Origin of the sequence: Flectobacillus major DSM 103 (genome assembly GCF_000427405.1) — a bacterium.
Taxonomy (GTDB): domain Bacteria; phylum Bacteroidota; class Bacteroidia; order Cytophagales; family Spirosomataceae; genus Flectobacillus; species Flectobacillus major.
The window spans coordinates 3,012,415-3,032,518 of sequence record NZ_KE386491.1 but is presented as its reverse complement, the minus strand read 5'-3'; the positions used below and the strand labels follow the sequence as shown (position 1 = coordinate 3,032,518).

The 20,104-nt window shown below is 38.7% G+C and carries 15 protein-coding genes; 3 read left to right on the top strand and 12 right to left on the bottom strand.

All coding sequences use genetic code 11. The features are described 5' to 3' along the window. The first annotated feature begins 11 nt into the window (after nt 1–11). Nucleotides 12–1,235, top strand: a complete 1,224-nt coding sequence (locus FLEMA_RS0124300) for a sugar MFS transporter (RefSeq protein WP_026996101.1) — start codon at nt 12–14, stop codon at nt 1,233–1,235. Between the two features lie 276 nt (nt 1,236–1,511). Here the strand turns inward: FLEMA_RS0124300 and FLEMA_RS69850 are convergent, their stop codons facing one another. From FLEMA_RS69850 to FLEMA_RS69840, 3 genes are all read right to left on the bottom strand, one after another. Continuing rightward, nucleotides 1,512–2,177, bottom strand: coding sequence for a LysM peptidoglycan-binding domain-containing protein (locus FLEMA_RS69850; protein WP_081681330.1), 666 nt, complete (start codon nt 2,175–2,177; stop codon nt 1,512–1,514). Nucleotides 2,178–2,319: 142 nt separating this feature from the next. Then, nucleotides 2,320–2,808 carry a 5-(carboxyamino)imidazole ribonucleotide mutase gene (gene purE, locus FLEMA_RS69845; protein ID WP_044171921.1) on the bottom strand — a complete coding sequence of 163 codons (489 nt, stop codon included), beginning with the start codon at nt 2,806–2,808 and terminating at the stop codon, nt 2,320–2,322. Between the two features lie 67 nt (nt 2,809–2,875). Next, on the bottom strand, nt 2,876–4,015 hold the full coding sequence (locus tag FLEMA_RS69840) for a 5-(carboxyamino)imidazole ribonucleotide synthase (RefSeq protein ID WP_044171920.1): 1,140 nt from the start codon (nt 4,013–4,015) through the stop codon (nt 2,876–2,878). Between the two features lie 104 nt (nt 4,016–4,119). Between FLEMA_RS69840 and FLEMA_RS0124225 the strand changes: the two genes are divergently transcribed. Next, nucleotides 4,120–4,680 (top strand): DUF6580 family putative transport protein, encoded by a 561-nt coding sequence (locus tag FLEMA_RS0124225; RefSeq protein WP_044171919.1) that lies wholly within the window; start codon nt 4,120–4,122, stop codon nt 4,678–4,680. Nucleotides 4,681–4,983: 303 nt separating this feature from the next. Here the strand turns inward: FLEMA_RS0124225 and FLEMA_RS69835 are convergent, their stop codons facing one another. Further along, nucleotides 4,984–5,526, bottom strand: coding sequence for an META domain-containing protein (locus tag FLEMA_RS69835; protein ID WP_044171918.1), 543 nt, complete (start codon nt 5,524–5,526; stop codon nt 4,984–4,986). Between the two features lie 196 nt (nt 5,527–5,722). Between FLEMA_RS69835 and purN the strand changes: the two genes are divergently transcribed. Continuing rightward, complete coding sequence (purN, locus tag FLEMA_RS0124190) at nt 5,723–6,292, top strand: phosphoribosylglycinamide formyltransferase (RefSeq protein WP_026997809.1); 570 nt, start codon at nt 5,723–5,725, stop codon at nt 6,290–6,292. 169 nt (nt 6,293–6,461) lie between these two features. Here the strand turns inward: purN and FLEMA_RS69830 are convergent, their stop codons facing one another. The 8 genes from FLEMA_RS69830 to FLEMA_RS69790 form a co-directional block, all read right to left on the bottom strand. Beyond that, nucleotides 6,462–7,907 carry a TolC family protein gene (locus FLEMA_RS69830; protein WP_044171917.1) on the bottom strand — a complete coding sequence of 482 codons (1,446 nt, stop codon included), beginning with the start codon at nt 7,905–7,907 and terminating at the stop codon, nt 6,462–6,464. Further along, complete coding sequence (locus FLEMA_RS69825) at nt 7,900–11,046, bottom strand: efflux RND transporter permease subunit (RefSeq protein WP_044171916.1); 3,147 nt, start codon at nt 11,044–11,046, stop codon at nt 7,900–7,902. Before FLEMA_RS69825 ends, FLEMA_RS69830 begins: the two co-directional genes overlap by 8 nt. Nucleotides 11,047–11,057: 11 nt before the next feature. Then, nucleotides 11,058–12,191 carry an efflux RND transporter periplasmic adaptor subunit gene (locus tag FLEMA_RS69820; protein ID WP_044171915.1) on the bottom strand — a complete coding sequence of 378 codons (1,134 nt, stop codon included), beginning with the start codon at nt 12,189–12,191 and terminating at the stop codon, nt 11,058–11,060. A 1,085-nt stretch (nt 12,192–13,276) separates the two neighbouring features. Then, on the bottom strand, nt 13,277–13,534 hold the full coding sequence (locus tag FLEMA_RS0124020; protein WP_081681329.1) for a DUF4834 family protein: 258 nt from the start codon (nt 13,532–13,534) through the stop codon (nt 13,277–13,279). 356 nt (nt 13,535–13,890) lie between these two features. Then, nucleotides 13,891–15,099 (bottom strand): phospho-N-acetylmuramoyl-pentapeptide-transferase, encoded by a 1,209-nt coding sequence (gene mraY / locus FLEMA_RS69805; protein WP_044171912.1) that lies wholly within the window; start codon nt 15,097–15,099, stop codon nt 13,891–13,893. A gap of 132 nt (nt 15,100–15,231) precedes the next feature. Then, the gene (locus tag FLEMA_RS69800) at nt 15,232–16,692 is read right to left on the bottom strand and encodes a UDP-N-acetylmuramoyl-L-alanyl-D-glutamate--2,6-diaminopimelate ligase (protein ID WP_052354111.1); all 1,461 of its coding nucleotides are present in this window, start codon (nt 16,690–16,692) and stop codon (nt 15,232–15,234) included. A gap of 55 nt (nt 16,693–16,747) precedes the next feature. Beyond that, nucleotides 16,748–17,743 carry a hypothetical protein gene (locus tag FLEMA_RS69795; RefSeq protein WP_044171911.1) on the bottom strand — a complete coding sequence of 332 codons (996 nt, stop codon included), beginning with the start codon at nt 17,741–17,743 and terminating at the stop codon, nt 16,748–16,750. 187 nt (nt 17,744–17,930) lie between these two features. Continuing rightward, nucleotides 17,931–20,054: a PASTA domain-containing penicillin-binding protein gene (locus FLEMA_RS69790; RefSeq protein WP_044171910.1), complete on the bottom strand. Its 2,124-nt coding sequence runs from the start codon at nt 20,052–20,054 to the stop codon at nt 17,931–17,933. Nucleotides 20,055–20,104 lie beyond the last annotated feature (50 nt).

Genomic DNA, 20,104 nt, shown 5'->3' with positions numbered 1-20,104 from the left:
ATTTTCTAAAAATGTCAAATAATACTAAACAAAATTACCTTGGCCCTCTTATTATTATTGGAGTGCTTTTCTTCGTTTTTGGGTTTGTTACTTGGGTAAACGGAACCCTCATCGCTTTTTTCAAAAAAGCCTTTAATCTCGACAACACGAGTTCATTGTTGGTAACTTTTGCCTTTTTTATTTCTTATACCGTTATGGCTATTCCCTCGTCTATTATTTTGAAAAAAGTAGGCTTTAAAAAAGGAATGGCTTTAGGTTTGGGTATTATGGCAGTCGGCACACTTACTTTTGTACCTGCCGCCAAAATGGCCTCGTATCCATTCTTTTTGTTTGGGTTATTTACCATTGGTATTGGCTTAACCTTGTTACAGACTGCCTCAAACCCTTATGTAACGATTTTGGGGCCACGTGAAAGTGCTGCTCAGCGTATTAGTATTATGGGTATTGCCAACAAAATAGCAGGTATTTTGAGCCAACGTTTTTTTGGAAGTATCTTATTGGCAGGTGGCTCGGTAGGAGTAGCCCTAACAAGTCAGCAAGAACTTGATAAGGTAACTGTTCCTTACCTTATTTTGACAGGTGTTTTGGTAGTATTGGCTATCTTGATTTTGCTGTCGAAAGGCTTGCCAGAAGTGAGTGAAGAACAAGACGGCAACGAAGCTCAGAATAGCACCAAAACCAGTGTATTTGCCTTTCCTAGCCTAGTATTAGGCTTGATTACGTTATTTTGTTATGTTGGTTTAGAAGTAATTTCGGGCGATACTATTATCAGTTATGGTATATCGTTGGGTTTTCCTGAATCAGAAGCTAAGGATTTTGGGCAATATACTTTGTGGTCGATGTTGTTGGGTTATGTATTTGGTATTGTATTGATTCCTAAATACGTTTCACAGCAAACATGGCTCAAGCTGTCATCTATTTTGGGTATTGCTATTACTTTAGTATCCTTATTTACAACAGGTTATGTGTCGGTTGTTTGTATTGCAGTGTTGGGTTTGTCAAATGCCATTATGTGGCCAGCTATTTGGCCATTGGCTATTGATGGCCTAGGCAAATTCACAAAAATAGGTTCGGCTTTATTGGTGATGATGATTGCAGGAGGGGCTATTTTGCCTTTGTTGTACGGAACACTTGCCGATAGCTTTGGAGCTCAAAAAGCCTATTCATTATTGATACCACTTTATTTGTTTATCTTATATTTTGCTACGATTGGATACAAAAAGAAAAACTGGTAACTTGTTTGGGCGATTGAAGTTAGTCGATGCAGGACAAGTTAACCTAAAATAGGAGTCATCCCAAATTTTGGGATAATTTACGATAGAGACCTGTTTGTATTTATTGGAAAAAAGCATACAACCGTTAGGCATTTATTGACTATTAATCAAAAAAGTGCGGTCGAAAAACTAATTTCGACCGCACTTTTTTGATCTAAAAATTTGGGATGACTTATGTTTAGGTTTTATATAACTCGATAGTCAAAATTCCAGAAATCAGAATAGTAATAAGCGATTTTATTTCAAAGGAATAATCAACTTTTCGCCTCTTTCTGTAAAATCTTTGGTCTTTTTATTGGCTTGCATAATCAGGGCTTTGCTGACCCCGTATTTTTGGGCTACCACACGAAGCACATCGCCAGGCCCAACCGTATGAATTGTCTGGATTTTTACTTTGAGTTTGGTTACACCTACTTTTATACCATCTGGATTTACCGAAGGATTGAGCTTTTGTAAAGATTGCCATTTGAGGTTATACCTGTTGGCAATACCAAAGAATGTTTCGCCAGCCTGTACGGTATGAGTAATGATTTCGCCTTTAACCGAATTCAGGTCAACAACCTTTGTTGTTTCTGTTTTGGGTTCTTCTTTTTTGGCTTTTTTAGAAGGCTTTTCTTCTTCTTTCTTGGTTTTTTCAGTAGCTTTTGAAGCCTCAGTAGTTTCCTCTTTTTCGGATTTATCTGAAGATTCTGCTACTACAGGAAATTCATTGGCATTACCAACAACGGCAATACTGTCGGCTCCAGCATTGGTCAGTTCATTGTCAGAAATTGAATCATCTTTAAGGTACTGCCAGCCTACAAATAAAAGTACACCAATAAGGGCTAGAAGCACCAATAATGTAACAGTAGGCAATTGGGAGCCTTCTTCAGCAGGACGAGGATTTTTTTTATCTTCCATCATTTCGTAAAGTTTTTAAAGGTCGTGTAAGTGCAACGATACCTTCAGCAAATAAGCTTGCTTGCGTTTAGCAGGACAAATAATAAGGATTCTTGACCTAATATAACAATTCGTGCTGTAAGTGAAAGAAGATTACCAATATTATTTATTGAACGGCCTTTTTTAATTCCACTACCATATCGTCCACTTTACTACTCAATTGCTTTTTATAATCGGCCAAAGTGGTTGCAATGTTTTCATTTTCAATACCCAACATTTGTACTGCTAGAATCCCTGCATTTTTAGCTCCGTTGAGTGCTACTGTGGCTACGGGTACACCCGATGGCATTTGGAGGATAGATAACACCGAGTCCCAGCCATCAATAGAGTTAGAAGATTTGACAGGAACGCCAATAACAGGCAAAGTAGTTACCGATGCCACCATACCCGGCAAATGAGCCGCACCACCCGCACCTGCAATAATTACTTTGATGCCTCTTTCACGAGCAGTTTGGGCATATTCTACCATTTTGATAGGTGTGCGATGTGCCGACACAATGTCGATTTCGTAAGCTACACCCAATTCTTTAATAACGTCGGCAGCCTCTTGCATAACCTTGAGGTCTGAGATACTGCCCATAATAATACCTACCATAATTTGTAAAGATGTATGCTCAGACCAAGCTGAGCATTGATTAAAATTAATTGACTAGTTTTTTGTTTTAGGCAATCACCTTGAGGGTTTCTTTGACAATCGCTACTTTCTTTTTGAGCGAATCAATATTTTCGTCGACCACCGTAATATGTCCCATTTTGCGGAATGGTTTAGTGATTTTTTTACCATATAGAAAAGGGAAAACCCCCTCGATTGCCAAGGTTTCGAGCATACCCACATATTGCACATCGCCCGAATAGCCGTCTTCGCCCAAAAGGTTTACCATTGCGGCTTTGCTGTGTGCGGTGGTGTCGCCCAATGGCAAGCCCAATACGGCTCGGAGGTGCTGTTCAAACTGAGATGTATGATTAGCTCGAATGGTATGATGCCCACTATTATGAGTTCTTGGGGCTACTTCATTAATCAATACTTGTCCATCTTTGGTCAAGAACATCTCTACTGCCAAAAGCCCAACAATATTAAGTTTTTCGGCTGTCTGAATCGCAATATCTTTGGCCTGCTGGTTGATTTCTTCCGAAACCTCGGCAGGAGCAAAAAGGTATTCTACCAAGTTGTGTACAGGGTGAAACACACATTCTACCGTTGGAAATGTGCGACATTCGCCTTGCTCATTGCGAGCAACAATAACAGCAATTTCTTTTTCAAAATCAACCGCTTTTTCTAGCAAGCTTGGTTCTGTAAAAGCCAAATGTACGTCTTCGGCAGTACTGATTCGTTGTACACCACGGCCATCGTAGCCGCCTTTGCCTAGTTTGTTGAAGGCTGGCAAAAAAGCGGTATTGGCTGCTACAGCGTCTTGGTTGTCGGTTAGCACAAAATCGGCCGTTGGCAGATGGTGGTCACGATAAAACTGTTTTTGTACACGCTTATCTTGGATGATTTCAAGTACTTCGGGCTGAGGGAAAACCTTTTTGCCTTCTGCTTGAAGTTTCTTCAATGCTTCGAGGTTTACATTTTCAATTTCGATGGTGATAACCTCACAATCTTGTCCAAATTGATAAACCGTATCGAAGTCTAAGAACGACCCACAAACAAACTCTGGTGCTATTTTGGCACAAGGGGCATCGGGGTCGGGGTCAAGCGACTTCACGTGAATGTCTAAATCTATGGCAGCTTGGAGCAACATGCGTCCTAATTGGCCGCCACCTAAAAGTCCTAATTTGAAATTTTTCGAGAATATTGGCATGATTTGTAGCACGAAATCAAGAATCGTGTTTATTTGTGACCCAAAATTACTGCTAAATATTGAAAGGTTATTAAATTTGTTGTGTATTCAAATAAAGACATTTCATGAAAAACTCAATAAATCTTCGTTTTGGGGTAATTGCAGGCATGATTGCCATAGCAGCAGTCAGTCGTTTTTTGTTTTTAACACCTTCTTTGGCCAACTTTTCTCCTGTCGGAGCAATGGCTTTGTTTGGTGGAGCTTATTTTGCTAACAAGCGTTGGGCGTATGCTTTGCCAGTATTGGCCTTGTGGCTTTCTAATTTAGTATTGAACAACGTATTTTATAAAGAATATTATCCGAGTTTCTCGATGGGTTTTGAGTGGGGTACATTTGTAAGCTTTGCCGTTGTGGTTACGGCTGGTGTAGTATTGCTCAAAAAAGTAACACTTACCAATCTATTAGCTGCTAATGTGGTAGGTACATTAGGCTTTTTTATAGTATCTAATTTATGTGTATGGTTGGGTGGTCAGCTTTACACTACCGATATGAATGGTTTGGTAGAATGTTATGGAAACGCCCTTCCATTTTTGAGAAACACCATGTTGAGCAATCTATTGTTTTCGGGAGTAATGTTTGGTGCATTTGAATTGGCCAAACGTCAAGTACCAAAGTTAGCTGTATAGAAGAAATAACAATGAAGCTGTTTTAATAGTATCATAATAGTAATAGGCCAGAAACTGTTTCTGGCCTATTTTTTTGAACAAAAAAATAGGCCGTCGTTTTACGACAGCCTAACGATGAAATAGGTTAGATGGTTTAACGGGGAAAATCACTACATGGTTTATGAGGCTTATTGCCCCAAAGGTGTAATGTTTGTATATGATATGAATCATTTGCAAGGGATGAAAAATAGATTTAACCGCTTGTTTATAGCTGACAAAGTCTATTTAATGCTATAGACACAATAATCTCTTATGGTTTAATCCCTATTTGATTTTTTCATAAATTAAATATACACCTCCATCGCGTGAAGGGGTATTGTTCTTCTTGAAAATACCCAAGTAAAGCAAGGTTTTCCCAGAGGCATCTTTGGCAAGGCTAAAGTCTGTTGCTGTCGAAAGTTTATCAAAGTAACCTTGTTCACATTGATTCATCTCTGGTGTTCCTGCCATTTTGGTGCTTCCTAAAGCACTCATCTTTACAGTTCCTATATGTGTATTGTTGTCGTAAGAGGTAATTGTTACCGAGCCAAAAAACAAATTAACCGCCGACTGCCCATTGATAGAAAAGGTATTGGGGGTACTATTGCTTGGTTCGTCGGTAACTACTAGCGTTATGTCTTTTGATAGCGAATCTTGTCCGCAAGGTCTATCAATAGCATCGCTCAAAAATACATTGACGAGTTTCCAAGAGCCTTTGATAGCCGCAATACCAGAGGTATTTTCTTTGGCAGAAGCATCTACGTTTTCACGAGTGCAGGCACTCAACAAAAATACAAGGGCGATGGCTACAATTGAATATGTTTTCATGGGGCAAAAACTGGTTGTTAAATACTGAGATTGAAGTTAGTAAGTAATTGTACAAAACTATTTGAACCCAAGGTTCGGTACACCTACTTATATGAGGTACATTTGTTATGATAAAGACTACCTTTAGACTAGAAAGGTTGGAAATGATACGTTAACTTTGTTGAAAAGTTATTAAAATATCAAAAACTCTTACAAATTGAAAAATCTTGCCCTTTTTGCTTCAGGTTCGGGTTCGAATGTTGAACGTTTCGTTGAGTATTTTCGTGATTCAGATTTTATTAATATCAAATTGATTCTGTGTAATAATCCTCAAGCGGGTGTAATTGAGCGGGCAAAACGTTTGAATGTACCCTTGGTGTTATTTGATAGGGCTCAGTTCAAATCCGATGCCATTGTAGAGATATTGCAAGACAACCAAATCGACTGGGTTATATTGGCGGGTTTTTTGTGGCTAATACCGCAAAATTTAGTAGCTGCCTATCCCAATCGTATTGTGAACATTCATCCTGCCTTATTACCAAAATTTGGGGGAAAAGGTATGTATGGACATTTTGTTCATGAAGCCGTGGTAGCCAATCAAGAAACAGAATCAGGTATTACGATTCATTATGTGAACGAGCATTATGACGAAGGAACGGTTATTTTTCAGGCTTCATACCCTGTATTACCAAGCGATTCGCCTGAGGATGTTGCTAAAAAAGGACAGGTTTTAGAACATAAACATTTTCCAGAAGTAGTAGAACAATTAGTGAAAAGCGAACAGTAATAAACAGCAAGACACAAAGTGTTGTAGAAATAGGATTTCTGATAAAATGGTTGGATTGTTGGCGAAATAGGTGACATTAACTTGTTTTAGCTTGAAAATTACAATTAGCTAGCGAATACATTCGCCAGCTAATTGTAAAGTTATATTGAGCCTTGACAATGATAGGCTTTTAGTTATTTTTCCAGCCGCCCCCCAACGACTTATAAAGGCCAATTGCTACTGAATATTGTTGTTTTTTAATATTAATAAGCTCAATTTGTGCTTGTAGAGCATTTTTCTGAGCCGTAATTACTTCCAAATAGGTAGCTCGCCCCGATTTGAATAGTTCAGATGAAATACCGATTGAATTGCGAAGCGATGCTACTTCTTCCGATTTGAGCTTATAAATTTCGGCATTAGTACGAATAAGGTTCATGTAATTATACACTTCTGTAAAACCGTTCACTATAGATTTTTGGTAATTGGTATAAGCAATTTGTTGTTCGGCTTTGGCACTCATAAGTCCTGCGGCGAGTTGACGGCGGTTGGCCAAAGGAGCTACCAAGCCACCCGTTATACCATAAGCTGCCGAAGCAGGGTTGACCAGCAATAATGCTTTGAATGCCTGCAAGCCTAGTGTTCCCGTAATATTGAGCGAAGGGTAAAAAGCCGCTTTGGCTGTATATAAGTCGGCATTACTGGCCAAAAGCTCAAGCTCTGCTTGCTTAATATCGGGGCGGTTTTGGAGTAAAGCCGATGGTATTCCTGCCGATAAAGTTGGCGGAATTACATTTTCCCAAGCAAAAACAGGCCGCTTGATAGGCTGAGGATAACGTCCAAGCAAGAAATTGATTTTACTTTCATTCAAAATGATTTGCTGATTTACCTCTATCTTGAGTGCCGACGAGCTAAGCAACTGAGCTTTGAGTAACTCAACGCCCAACTGGTTGGCTTCACCAGCTTGTTTTAGAATACGCACCATGTCGAGCGATGATTGTTGTAGCTTGATATTTTCTTCAAGAAACATCAATTCATTGTCTAATACCAACAATTCAAAATAAGCATTGGCAACTTCTGCAATAAGGGCTGTTTCTACCAGATTTCTCCCAAAACCCGCACTCAGAAATCGTGATAAAGCAGCCTTTTTCTGACTTTTTAGTTTACCCCACAAATCGACTTCCCAAGCCGATTGTACACCAACGAGGTAGTCAGGAATAAATGGCGATGGAATTTGTTGTTTGTCGTCGATATTGGTAGAAAATTGAGTATCATAATTGCCAACACCATCAACAGTATATTTTCCAAACTTACGCCCACCAGCGGCTACATTGGCCGAAAGTTCGGGCAAGCCAAGCCCCTTAGCAAACCTTACGCCAGCACGAGCCATTTCAATTCTTTGCAAGGTTATTTGCATATCAAAATTGTTGTGAAGTGCCGTGTCAATCAAGCTAATCAAAGTAGAGTCAGCAAAAAAAGTTTGGATAGATGGTAATGTTACCTGTGCTGAGTCTGACAGAGCAGTGTATTTATTGGCCATTGCCAATAAAGGTTTATTCTGTGGAATTTCCTGTTTTATCTTACATCCAGCCATAAAGACGGTGAAGATTAAAAGAGATATACCTTTATATTTAAACATAAGCTTCTTCTAAGGTTTTATTGGTTTTCTTCTTCTTTTTGGTAAGGCTTGCAAAAATTACGTAGAGTCCAGGAATAATAATAATCCCAAAAACTGTTCCGAATAGCATACCTCCAGCGGCGGCAGTACCAATGGTTCTGTTACCGATAGCTCCAGCTCCAGATGCCGACATGAGCGGAATAAGCCCCGCAATAAAGGCAAATGAAGTCATTAGGATAGGTCTGAAACGGGCTACAGCACCGCCTACAGCGGCACGCAAAATACTTTTGCCTTGTTGTTGCTCGTGAATAGCAAATTCGACAATCAGGATAGCATTTTTGCCTAAAAGCCCAATCAACATAACCATAGCAACTTGGGCATAGATATTGTTTTCAAGACCAAAAATATACAAGAAAAACAACGAGCCGAAAATACCCATTGGAAGCGATACAATAACGGCCAACGGCAAAACAAAGCTTTCGTATTGTGCCGATAACAATAAATAAACAAATAATAAACAAATTGAAAATACAGCTACAACCTGATTGCCCGACAATACTTCTTCACGGGTCATACCCGACCACTCGTAAATATAGCCACGAGGAAGGCTTGTTTTGGCTACCTCTTTAATCGCATTGATAGCGTCGCCAGTACTGTAGCCAGCGGCAGGCTCGCCGTTGAGCATGGCCGAAATATACATGTTGTAACGAGTAAGCTGTTCGGGGCCGTATACTCTTTCTATTCTACTAAAAATAGAATAGGGTACCATTTCTCCTTTTTTGTTTTTGATACGCAGCTTCATGATATCTTCTGGCTGAGCCCTAAATTTAGGGTCAGACTGCACCATTACTTTGTACATTTGACCATAAGTAATAAAGTTGGTTGCATAAAAACTACCAATCAAAGACTGTAAATTACTCATGGCGTTGTCGACCGAAATCCCTTTTTTAGCAGCCATATCTTGGTCGATATGAATCAAATATTGTGGGAAATTGGGGTTGAAACTTGAAAACACATCCTTGATTTCAGGGCGTTTTTTTAAGTCTTCAATAAACTTGTCGGCAACACGGGCGGTATTTTGGAGGTTACCTGTTCCTGTTTTATCTAACAAACGCATCTCAAAACCACTGGCATTACCAAAACCCGGTACGGCAGGAGGAGGGAAAAACTGAATGTCTGCTCCTTTGATATTTTTGGTTTTTTCGATAAGAATAGCAATAATATCGTTGGCTGTAGCCTTACGTTCTTCCCAGCCTTTGAGGTTGATAGTACTCATCCCAAACGAAGCCCCAACGCCATCGGTCATCATACTAAAGCCCGATAAGCTCGAAATAGAAGATACTTCAGGGATAGTCTGTGCAATTTTATCAATCTCGTTCATAACACCCTCGGTTCTTTCGAGGGTAGCCCCTACAGGTGTAGTAACACTGGCATAGATTGTACCTTGGTCTTCGCTAGGAATAAAACTGGTAGGCAAAATCTGAGCAACCCCCCAAGTACCAACACTAAAGCCCACCAATACCAAGATTGTAACTAAACGACGATTGGCAATAATACGAAGTAAGCTTGCGTATCGGCCTGTGAGTTGGTCAAATTTGGTATTGAAAGCATCAAAAAAACGACTTACAAAAGTGGATTTCTTTTCGCCAAGATGAGGGTTTTTCAAAATCAAGGCACATAAGGCTGGCGTAAGTGTAAGGGCATTGATACCCGATATGACAATAGCAATGGCCATTGTTACCGAAAACTGTCGATAGAACACCCCAACAGGGCCATCCAAGAAAGCCACAGGAATAAATACCGCCGACATTACCAAGGTAATAGCAATAATTGCACTACTGATTTCGGTAATAGACTCAATCGTGGCTAGTTTAGCACTTAGGTGTTTTTCTTCCATTTTGGCATGTACCGATTCTACTACGACAATGGCATCGTCGACCACAATACCAATGGCTAGTACCAAGGCAAACAGGGTAAGTAGATTGATAGAAAAGCCAAACAGTTGCATAAAGGCAAATGTACCGACCAACGACACAGGCACAGCCAGTACCGGAATTAGCGTAGAGCGAACATCCTGCAAGAAAATAAATACCACCAATGCCACCAAAATAAAGGCTTCAAAAAGAGTTTTGACTACTTCATGAATAGAGGCATCAAGAAAACGAGATACGTCATAACTGAGCGTATAGGTCATGCCTGGAGGAAACGATGTTTCTTTGAGGTATTCCAAACGGGCTTTAATATCGGCAATAACCTGACTGGCATTTGAGCCTGGGCGTTGTTTGAGTACAATAGCCGCCGAAGGTTTTCCATTTTCTTTAGAAAGTACATCGTAGTCGAGCGAGCCAAATTCTATATCGGCAACGTCTCTGAGTCGCAACATTTCGCCACTGTCAGTTACTTTAATAACTACGTTTTCATATTGCTCTTTTTCGGTCATTTTACCTGTATAACGCAATACATATTGTAACGACTGAGCCTGACGACCCGAACTTTCGCCTATTTTACCGGGGGCGGCTTCTACGTTTTGTTCTTTAAGGGCTTTTATGACATCTTCTGCCGAAATCTGGTAGGCATCCAAACGCCCTGGTTTTAGCCAAACACGCATAGCGTATTCTCTAGAACCCATAATATCAACAAAACCTACACCATTAATCCTTTTGAGTTCGGCAAGGACATTAATGTCGGCAAAGTTATAGATAAACTTTTCGTCGAGGGTAGTATCTTCACTGATAAGGTTGATATACAAAAGCATACTATTTACCTCTTTTTCGGTAACTACCCCAGCTTTGATTACTTCTTCTGGAAGCTCGTCGAGTACGGTAGTAGCACGGTTTTGTACGTTTACGGCAGCTACGTCGGGGTCGGTTCCTACCTCAAAATATACTTGAATAATACTCGTACCGTCGTTGCCCGACACCGAAGTCATATAGGTCATACCGGGTACACCGTTGATGGCTCGTTCAAGAGGAGTCACTACGGCTTTGGCACATACTTCGGCATTGGCACCTGTGTATTTGGTAGTTACGGTTACTGCTGGAGGTGCAATATCGGGGTATTGCGTTACTGGAAGGCTAGTCATGGATAATATCCCCAAAATCACAATGAAAATGGAGATAACCAATGATAGCACAGGTCGATTTATGAAGTTAGTAAACATAATTTCTGGGCCTATTTAATAGAGTCGTTTTTCGAAAGTTCTTTTGCAATTTTGCTCATGGTAAGGAATTGTGGATTAACCAACATTCCTTCTTTCACATTTTGGATACCGTCATAAATAATGCGGTCGTCTATGCTTAAACCCGAATCAACTATATAGAAGTGAGGCAAACGCTTGGTAGTCTTGATGGCTCTTGACTTCACCTTGTTTTTATTATCAATTACATAAACATATATTCTGTCTTGAATCTCGAAAGTAGCTTTTTGAGGAATCAGCATGGCATTTCTGTAGCGTTGCAATAAGCGTACTTTACCACTAGCACCATGTTTCAAGATTTTTTCGGGGTTGGCAAAGCGGGCACGAAAGGCAATATTACCCGTGCTTTGGTCTATTTCTCCTTCGCTGGTTTCGATACGTCCTTTAAAGTCGTGTTCTTCGCCATTGGCCAACAATAGGGTTACTTGGGGGCTTGCTGTTTTTTGGGTTTTTAGGTTGTCGGCATAATCAAGATATTCTTTTTCCGAAACATCAAAATAAGCAAATACCTCATCGTTTTTGGAAATGGTAGTTAGCAACGTACCATCCTCAATCAAACTCCCAGGTTTATTAGGAATCCGATTGACGAGCCCGCTAAAAGGGGCTTTGATTTGGGTATAAGTAAGTTTGATTTTGGCAAAAGATTCGTTGGCTTGAGCTTCTTCAACTTTGGCACTAGCCAATTCTACTTTGTTTTGGGCTAGTTCTAGTTCTGTTTTAGAAACCACATTTTTATCTACCAATTTCTTTACATTGTTGAGGTCTAGCTCGGCGGCTTTTAGCTCGGTAAGCATACTCCTTACAATCGCTTTGGCTTTTACTACTTCTTCCTTGAGTTCGGGGTTATTGATACTAAATAGTACTTGTCCTTGTTGTACGTATTTACCCTCGTCGATGTATATTTTTTCTAAATATCCTTTCAATCGGGCTCTGATTTCTACGTTCTGAACGGCGTTAATTTCGGCTACGTAGTCGGTGTGCAGAAAGGTATCTACTACGACAGGCGATGTTACCGTGTAGTTCTCGACTACAATGTCTGCTTTTTCGTCCTTTTGACTGCAGGATGCCAAAAAAGAGCATACTACTGCTGCTAACACTAATTTTTTCATAACTTTTCTATTTGTCTGATTTGAGCATTCTTAAAACTCAGACGAGGCCATACCAGAGATAGATAATACAGTATGAGTCTTTTCTTTTATTTTGAGATTGCTATAAATTTATAAGAGTGCTTTTCGTAAAAAAATCATACCAAAAATCGCACAGGATAATATGGTGGTATCGTATCAAGATACAATACCAGTTGTTTGATTTTCAGTAAGTAATGAGAAATTCGGCTAGATTGATTTCCCTTGTTTTCTTCCAATAGTGGTTATTGTCGTATTGACCTGACCAGAGCCAATAATCCTTTGAGCATATATTCAAAATTAGTTTGGAGGAAGGTACTCCTAAGAATACCCTCCAAACTAGTTTTGTTTGTTGATTTTAATTGAATGAAGTATAACTCAAAAAATATCGCTAGTCTATCACAACGCTTAGTTGTCATAGATTCGTGGTAGATATTTATGTAGGTTGATTGTTTTGGAAAGAAAAAATATGGAAAATGTTAGTATTGGGGAGGAGGTGTATGCAGGCTTATCACAATACCTGTGTAATTGTCTGCGTATTTGTTATTAAAGGTTGAAGTGTATAGATACCAGTACAAAAAATCATCGTCTTGGATTTTGAGAATGGTATCCGAATTAGAGTAATCTTTCTCACTATCTTCATTGTCGGATGAAGAGTAGTCTATATTACAAGAGTCGTGCTGTGAATGTTGATGGCTGTGTGGACTAAAAAAGACTTTATTGTGTAAATGTTTTGACGTATAAATTCTTTCTTTAATACAATTTTTGATAGTTTGAGTTTTTGCAATATTAATGTTAGCCAACATTAATATAAAAAATGTGAGGAAAAAAATTATATGTTGTTTCTTTACTATCACTACCTTGTTTTTTGTAAAATTACTATTTTTAGGTTGGAAAAAGCCAGTATATAAGCTATAAATTCGACAAAACTGAAAAAATAGTATCTCAAAATGCTTGTTTGTAAGATGAAATTATGATAAATCTATAATTTTGGTATTGTACTAGCAAATTGAGGAGTATTGGTATAACTAAAAAATATCCTACTTTGTTCAATTTGCTAGTAGCTAAATTTAATCTTTTACTTCTTCGTAATCAATATACTCGCCACCTCTAAAATCATCGGATGATTTTCCAGATTTTGGAGGTACAAAATCAACATCGATTTGGCCTTCTCTTTTATGAGAGCTTTGATAATTGGGTTGTTGCTGTTGTTGGTAATTTTGTTGTGCTTTGTTGATTTGAGAAACTACAAAGCCTCTTAGTGCCCATTTCAATAATCGTGGAAATACGAAGAGAATCAAGGCTAGTATTATGAAGAACTTCATCATTTCGGTACACGTTTTTGTTTTTCAATAGAGTAGTCATGATTTTTAGATTTCATCACTACGTTTTGTTTTGACACCAAAGTTAATCAATAGTTCATTTGACAAAGCGTAATTTTTGTAAGTTTTTATGAATGGTTGATAAAACCCATAAAATACCCACTGTAAGGTACGAATATCAAAAGTATTATGTATCCTGCTTGTCTTGGTTGTAAAACCTATGCTCATAAAAAAAAGAGCTTGTTGTTTACAAACTCTTTTTGGAGACGATTATTATACAAAAATGCCAAAATTAGGTATTCATACAATATGAGTTTTTAAGGTCTATTATTGAATCTTCTAACTTCGTTTTGTCATTATTGTTACCTTAGCTTTAAAGTTACCAACGACATTACTACCAAGAGAATACAAATAATCCAGAAACGTGTCACAATTTTGGCTTCATGATAACCCTTTTTTTGGTAGTGGTGGTGCAATGGCGACATCAAGAATACCCGACGCCCTTCGCCAAATTTCTTTTTAGTATATTTAAAATACGTTACTTGGATAATCACAGAAAGTAGCTCGACCAAGAAGATACCACACAGTACTGGAATCAATAATTCTTTTCTGATTACAATAGCTAAAGTGGCGATTATTCCCCCAAGCATCAGACTACCCGTATCGCCCATAAATACTTGTGCAGGATAGGCATTGTACCACAAAAAGCCCACACAAGCCCCCACAAAGGCCGCACAAAAAACGGCCAGCTCTCCCGAATTAGGAATAAACATAATATTGAGGTATTGCGAAATAACTTTATTACCCGATACATAGGCCAAAATAGCCAAGGCAATACCAATAATTACGGATGTGCCAGCGGCAAGGCCATCGATACCATCGGTAATATTGGCTCCATTTGAAACGGCTGTGATAATAAAAATCACCACGATTACGTACAAAATCCAAGTGTATTGGTCAAAAGCATCAGGAATTAAATAGCTGTAATCAAACTGGTTGTTTTTGAGAAAAGGAACAGTAGTGATAAGAGCTTTTGAATCGGTGAATTTTTGGATTTCGCCAATATTGGCTGCAATTTTAGCTTTTTCATAAGTACGAACTTTGATGTCGTCGTTGAACCACATCGTAAGCCCTACAATTAGGCCAAGGCCAACTTGTCCTACAATTTTGAAACGCCCAGAAAGACCTTCTTTATTTTTCCGAAATACCTTGATATAGTCGTCTAAAAAACCAACTCCACCCAACCAAACGGCTGTAATTACCAACAAAATAATATAGACATTGTGAAGTTTGGCAAAAAGGAGGGTAGGAACTAATAACGATAAAAGGATAATAAATCCACCCATTGTAGGTGTTCCTTTTTTCTGCATTTGGCCCTCAAGCCCCAAATCACGAATATCTTCGCCGATTTGTAATTTGCGAAGCATATTAATAACGGTTTTTCCCCAAATAGCGGCTATCCCTAGCGAAGTAAGCGTAGCGGCAAATGCACGAAATGTGATATATTGAAATACACCCGCACCCGGAAAATTGAAATGTTTATCTAAATAATCAAAAAGATAATAAAGCATGGTTCAGTGGATAGAAAATTGTTGATAAATAAGGTATGATTTAAGCCCTCAAATTTCACAATTTTTTATGAATAAACGATTACAAATGATGATTAAGTTTTATGAATTATACACTAACTATCAGATTATGAGTTATATCCCAAATGCTTGTCTGAGTATTTCTCGGTCGTCAAAGTCGTGCTTAATACCCTTGATTTCCTGATATGTTTCGTGGCCTTTTCCTGCTACCAAGATAATATCGCCATTGGCCGATAAGTGATTGACAGCGAAAAGGATAGCTTCTTTTCTGTCAACAATGGTTTGGGTTTTTTTGTAGTCGATAGGCGGAACACCTTTTTGCATTTGAGCCAAAATTTCTTCGGGTTCTTCAAAGCGTGGGTTGTCCGATGTGAGTATTACTTTATCACTGAGTTCGCAGGCAATTTTGGCCATAATAGGGCGTTTGGTAGCATCACGATTTCCCCCACATCCTACAATTGTAATAACACTTTGATTACCATTTTTAATTTGATTAATGGTTTTCAAAACGTTTTCTAAGGCATCGGGTGTATGGGCGTAATCTACAATACCTACTTTTTTGTTAGTTGGCGATACCAGTTGTTCAAAACGCCCAGGGGCAGTTTGTAAGCTCGACATATTAATGAGAACTTCCTCTTTGTCTTCGCCCAGCAAAATAGCTGCTCCATAAATAGCCATGAGGTTGTAGGCATTGAATGTGCCAATTAGTTGGAAATGAATCTCTTGGTTGTCGATTTCCATTTCAAGGCCATAGATACTGTCTGAAATAATACGACCTTTTACCGTAGCAAGGGTTTCGAGCGAATAGGTACTGATATTTGCCTTGGTATTTTGTACCATGACAGCCCCACGGCGGTCGTCGATATTGATAAGGGCAAAAGCTGTTTTGGGCAACATATCAAAAAAGCCTTTTTTGGCTTTGATATAGTTGTCGAAGGTTTTATGAAAATCGAGGTGGTCGTGTGTAATATTCGAGAAAATTCCCCCTGCAAAAGTTAACCCTGTAATACGGTGTTGTACCACTGAGTGCGAGCTTACCTCCATGAAAGCATGCGTACAGCCTGCTGCTACCATCTGTGCCAATAGCTTGTTGAGGTTAATGGCATCGGGGGTAGTATGTGTAGAAGGAATAACCTCTTCGTCGATTTGGTTTTGAACGGTAGAAATAAGCCCACAACGATAGCCTAATTTGCGAAACAAGCGAAACAGTAATGTAACCGTAGTGGTTTTGCCATTAGTACCTGTAATACCTACTAGCTTCAGCTTGGCCGAAGGGTTATTATAAAAATTAGAAGAAATTGCACCTAAAGCCGCCGATGAGTCTTCTACAACAATATAAGTTATGTTTTCATGGGTTTGTTCGGGGAGTTCTTCGCAAAGAATAGCCGATGCACCCAATTCAATAGCTTTTTCTATAAAAGTATGTCCATCTATTTGCGTTCCTCTGAGGGCTGCAAATAGAGTATCTTTCACAACCTGACGAGAGTCAATCGTTAAGTGTTGAATCTCTATGGCTGGATTTCCTGAAATAGAGACTGTGTTTACATGCTGAAGGATTTCTGTAACTGTTTTCATTGTGTCAGTAGAAAAAGGAGGCCGTTGAGTTGTAGCCTGCCACTTTTCGGGGAGTTTATAACAATTTTTTTGTTCTAATAGCTGGGATTAACTTTGAGTCTATCAAAAATAAACGTTGTTTGTGGCTACCCACTTTTACGTAAAAATTGATTTTGAGTGGCACATCGAACGAGCCTTTTTGGATTTTGATGCTCAGAGGACGTTCAACGCCATTTTGTTTGGCTTGTTTTTGAATATCATCTATGTCTTTATTCGTAAATTCTTTCTTGCCAATGATTTTCTGATTGGGTAACGAAAGTTCTACCAAAATCTTTTCATTGGTTTTGATTTCTCGACTCAAAGAATAAAAAATCCCTAATTCTGTAATATTTTTCTTGTTTTTTGTACTATTTAGGTCGTCGTCGGTATCGTCAAAACCATTGGCATAAAAACTAACGTCAGTAATTGTAACGTGAAGTTTATCGTCGAGCGATTCAATTACGTCGTTGGTTTCATTTAGCTCAAATTCGAGTTTTTTTACCTCATTTTGTTTTTGAGCCAGTACAACCTCTAGTTGGCCGATAGTGGTACGCTGGCCTGCAATAATGCTATCTTTTTGCTTAACGATTTTTTGAAAGCTAGTAATTTTGGTTTCATACTCGCCAATCGTTTTGTTCAGTCTATTTTGTAATTGTTCTTTTTCGGCCGAAAGCTGAGAAATTTGTTTTTGAAGCGACTCTACAATGGCATTTTGGCGTTCTTCACTTTGCTTTTTTGCTTCATTTTTAACGGCATCGAGTTGAGCCTTTAGCTCATCAATCTTTTGTTGTTTTTCTTGAATACCCGTACGGTTGTCTTGAATGTCGTCTCGTAACCTTCCTAAATCGGTATTAATAGTTTTGATTTCTTCAGAATTGAGCTGTATTTGGCTCACCTGTACTTGTGCCTGAATATATTGCTGATAAGCCAAATAGGCAACCGCAAGTCCGATAAGAGCCAAAGCTCCATTGCGATATAATTTGAATTTTGATACTTGGGCAGAATCGTTTGTGTCCTCAGTAAAAGAAGCCATAGATTGATTGAGATAGTGATTATCGACGAAATAATAGTACTTGATAGAAATTGAACTAAAAATACAAATATTTTTGATAGAATTAATCAAAAGCTATTATTCGGTGGGATAAATATATTGAAACAACCTTACAAAAATAGGGTGATAATGTGGATTTTTATAGATATAATCCACATTATCAGGATATTTATTTGAGGGTAAGCTCAATAGTTCTGTTTTTCGAGAAAATCGTACCAGGCGGAATACTTTGGCTTACAACCTTGCCTACACCTTTAAAGTTGACACGGATACCTTTGTTTTCGAGGACAAATAGGGCATCTTTGAGCGACATTCCTTGGGTATCAGGAATTTTATTCTTTTTATTGAATTTAGTTTCAAACTCCATACGGTTCGAGTCGTCAGTTTTTACCATTGTCCAGCCTTCTGTTTGAGGCACTTTGCTGATATTGAGTTCTTTATTAATGGTATTAATATCAGATGAGTGAGCAATAATCTTACGAGTTGCATAGTTGGTTTTGTGTCCTTCTTCGGCAATAAGTAATTTGTGCATCTGAATATCGCAGGCATAAATTTTGTCGGCTATTTCTTTAAAAACAGGAGCACAGGCATCGCTGGCATAAAGGGCTTCACGCAATACCCCCCTTGGGTTGTCTATCATTACAGCAATACTGTATTTGGGGGCATCGGCAGGGAAAAAGCCAATAAAAGAGGTATAATACATCCCTTCACGGTATTTTCCGTCAATAAGCTTTTGAGAAGTACCCGTTTTGCCTGCAATTTTGTACAAAGGATTTTTGATATTTTTGGCTGTACCATGTTCAACAACACTTTCAAGCATTTTTCGAACTTTCTCTAGGGTTTTTTCTGAGCAAATAGGGTCTTCAAATTTTATTTGATTCATGTGGTAGTCCTCTACAACTTCGTCAGCTATTTTGGTATTTTTTACAATAATAGGCTGAATCCATTTGCCATTGTTGGCCACAGCATTATAAAAAGTAAGCATTTGTAGCGGAGTCATTAGCTCGCCATAGCCAATAGAATTCCAGTACATAGCCGACTTATCGCCTCGTTTGGGCAAGTTGATAATTGGAGGCATATCTGGCCGTAATTGGAAATTGAGCGGTTCGTTGAGGTGGAACTTTTGGAGATACTCATAGTATTTCTTTTGTTTGGCTTCGCCAAAATACTTTTGCATCAGCCGCATAACGCCTACATTTGAAGATACCGCAAAAACTTCTTCGGCCGAAATCGTGCCGTGTCCTCCCTTTTTGGAATCTTCAGTTTGTAGCTTTCCAATTTTGATTGTACCATCGCCAGTGGCTACTTTTTCGGTATTTTCAAGCCCCGATTCTTCCATAATAGCAATCATCGAGGGCAGTTTAAATACCGAGCCGGGGTCGGTACGGCCTAATACGGCATGGTTATAGGTTTCGGCATATACAGCTGTATCGCGGCCTACACGTGTTAGGTTGGTCATGGCTTTTATTTCGCCAGTGGCTACTTCCATTACTATTACACAACCTTTGTCGGCACGGTACTTTCTAAGGGCATGCATCAGCGAGGTTTCGGCAACGTCTTGGATATTTACGTTGAGGGTTGTATGTACATCTAGCCCCTGTACAGGAATACTCTGTTCGCCTCCTTCTACAGGTCGCCAGCTTCCACCTACGATTTTTTCAAAAATACCTCTGCCTGGTGTGCCAGCCAATTGGGTATCAAAGCTGTTTTCGATACCTACTTTGTCTTTATCTTTTTTATAACCGATGGTTCTTGCACCCATTTTGCCAAATGGGTTATAACGCACATTTACTTTCTCAAAAACAACACCACCCTTAAATTTTCCGTAACGAAAAACGGGCCATTGCCGCATTTTTTTTACCACCTGAAAATCAATCAGTTTGTCGTTGAGTACGATATAAGTGATTTTTTTGCGACGAGCTAAGTCTATTTCGGCATAATATTCTTTATAGGTGCGGTCTTTATAAAAATTAGCTAACAAATGACAGAGCGAGTCGATACCTTCATCATAAATTTTACGATTCTTTTTGTTTCGGATACTTACCAAAGGGTCAAAACCTAGTTTGTATTTTGGAAGTGAAGTAGCTAACAAGCTACCATCGTCCGAATAGATATTACCTCGTACTGCCTCGATAGTACGTTCTTTTACATAAGACATATTTGCTTTTTCTCGCCATTTTTCACCCTCAATATTCTGTAAATAGAATATTTTTCCGATAATACTTACGGCAAAAAGTAACATAAATAAAAACATAATACGAATACGTATTACTATGTCTTTTTTGATATTCATGGATAAATAGAATACTAATGTTAGAAATAAGTAAAAAAAAGACAGGTAAC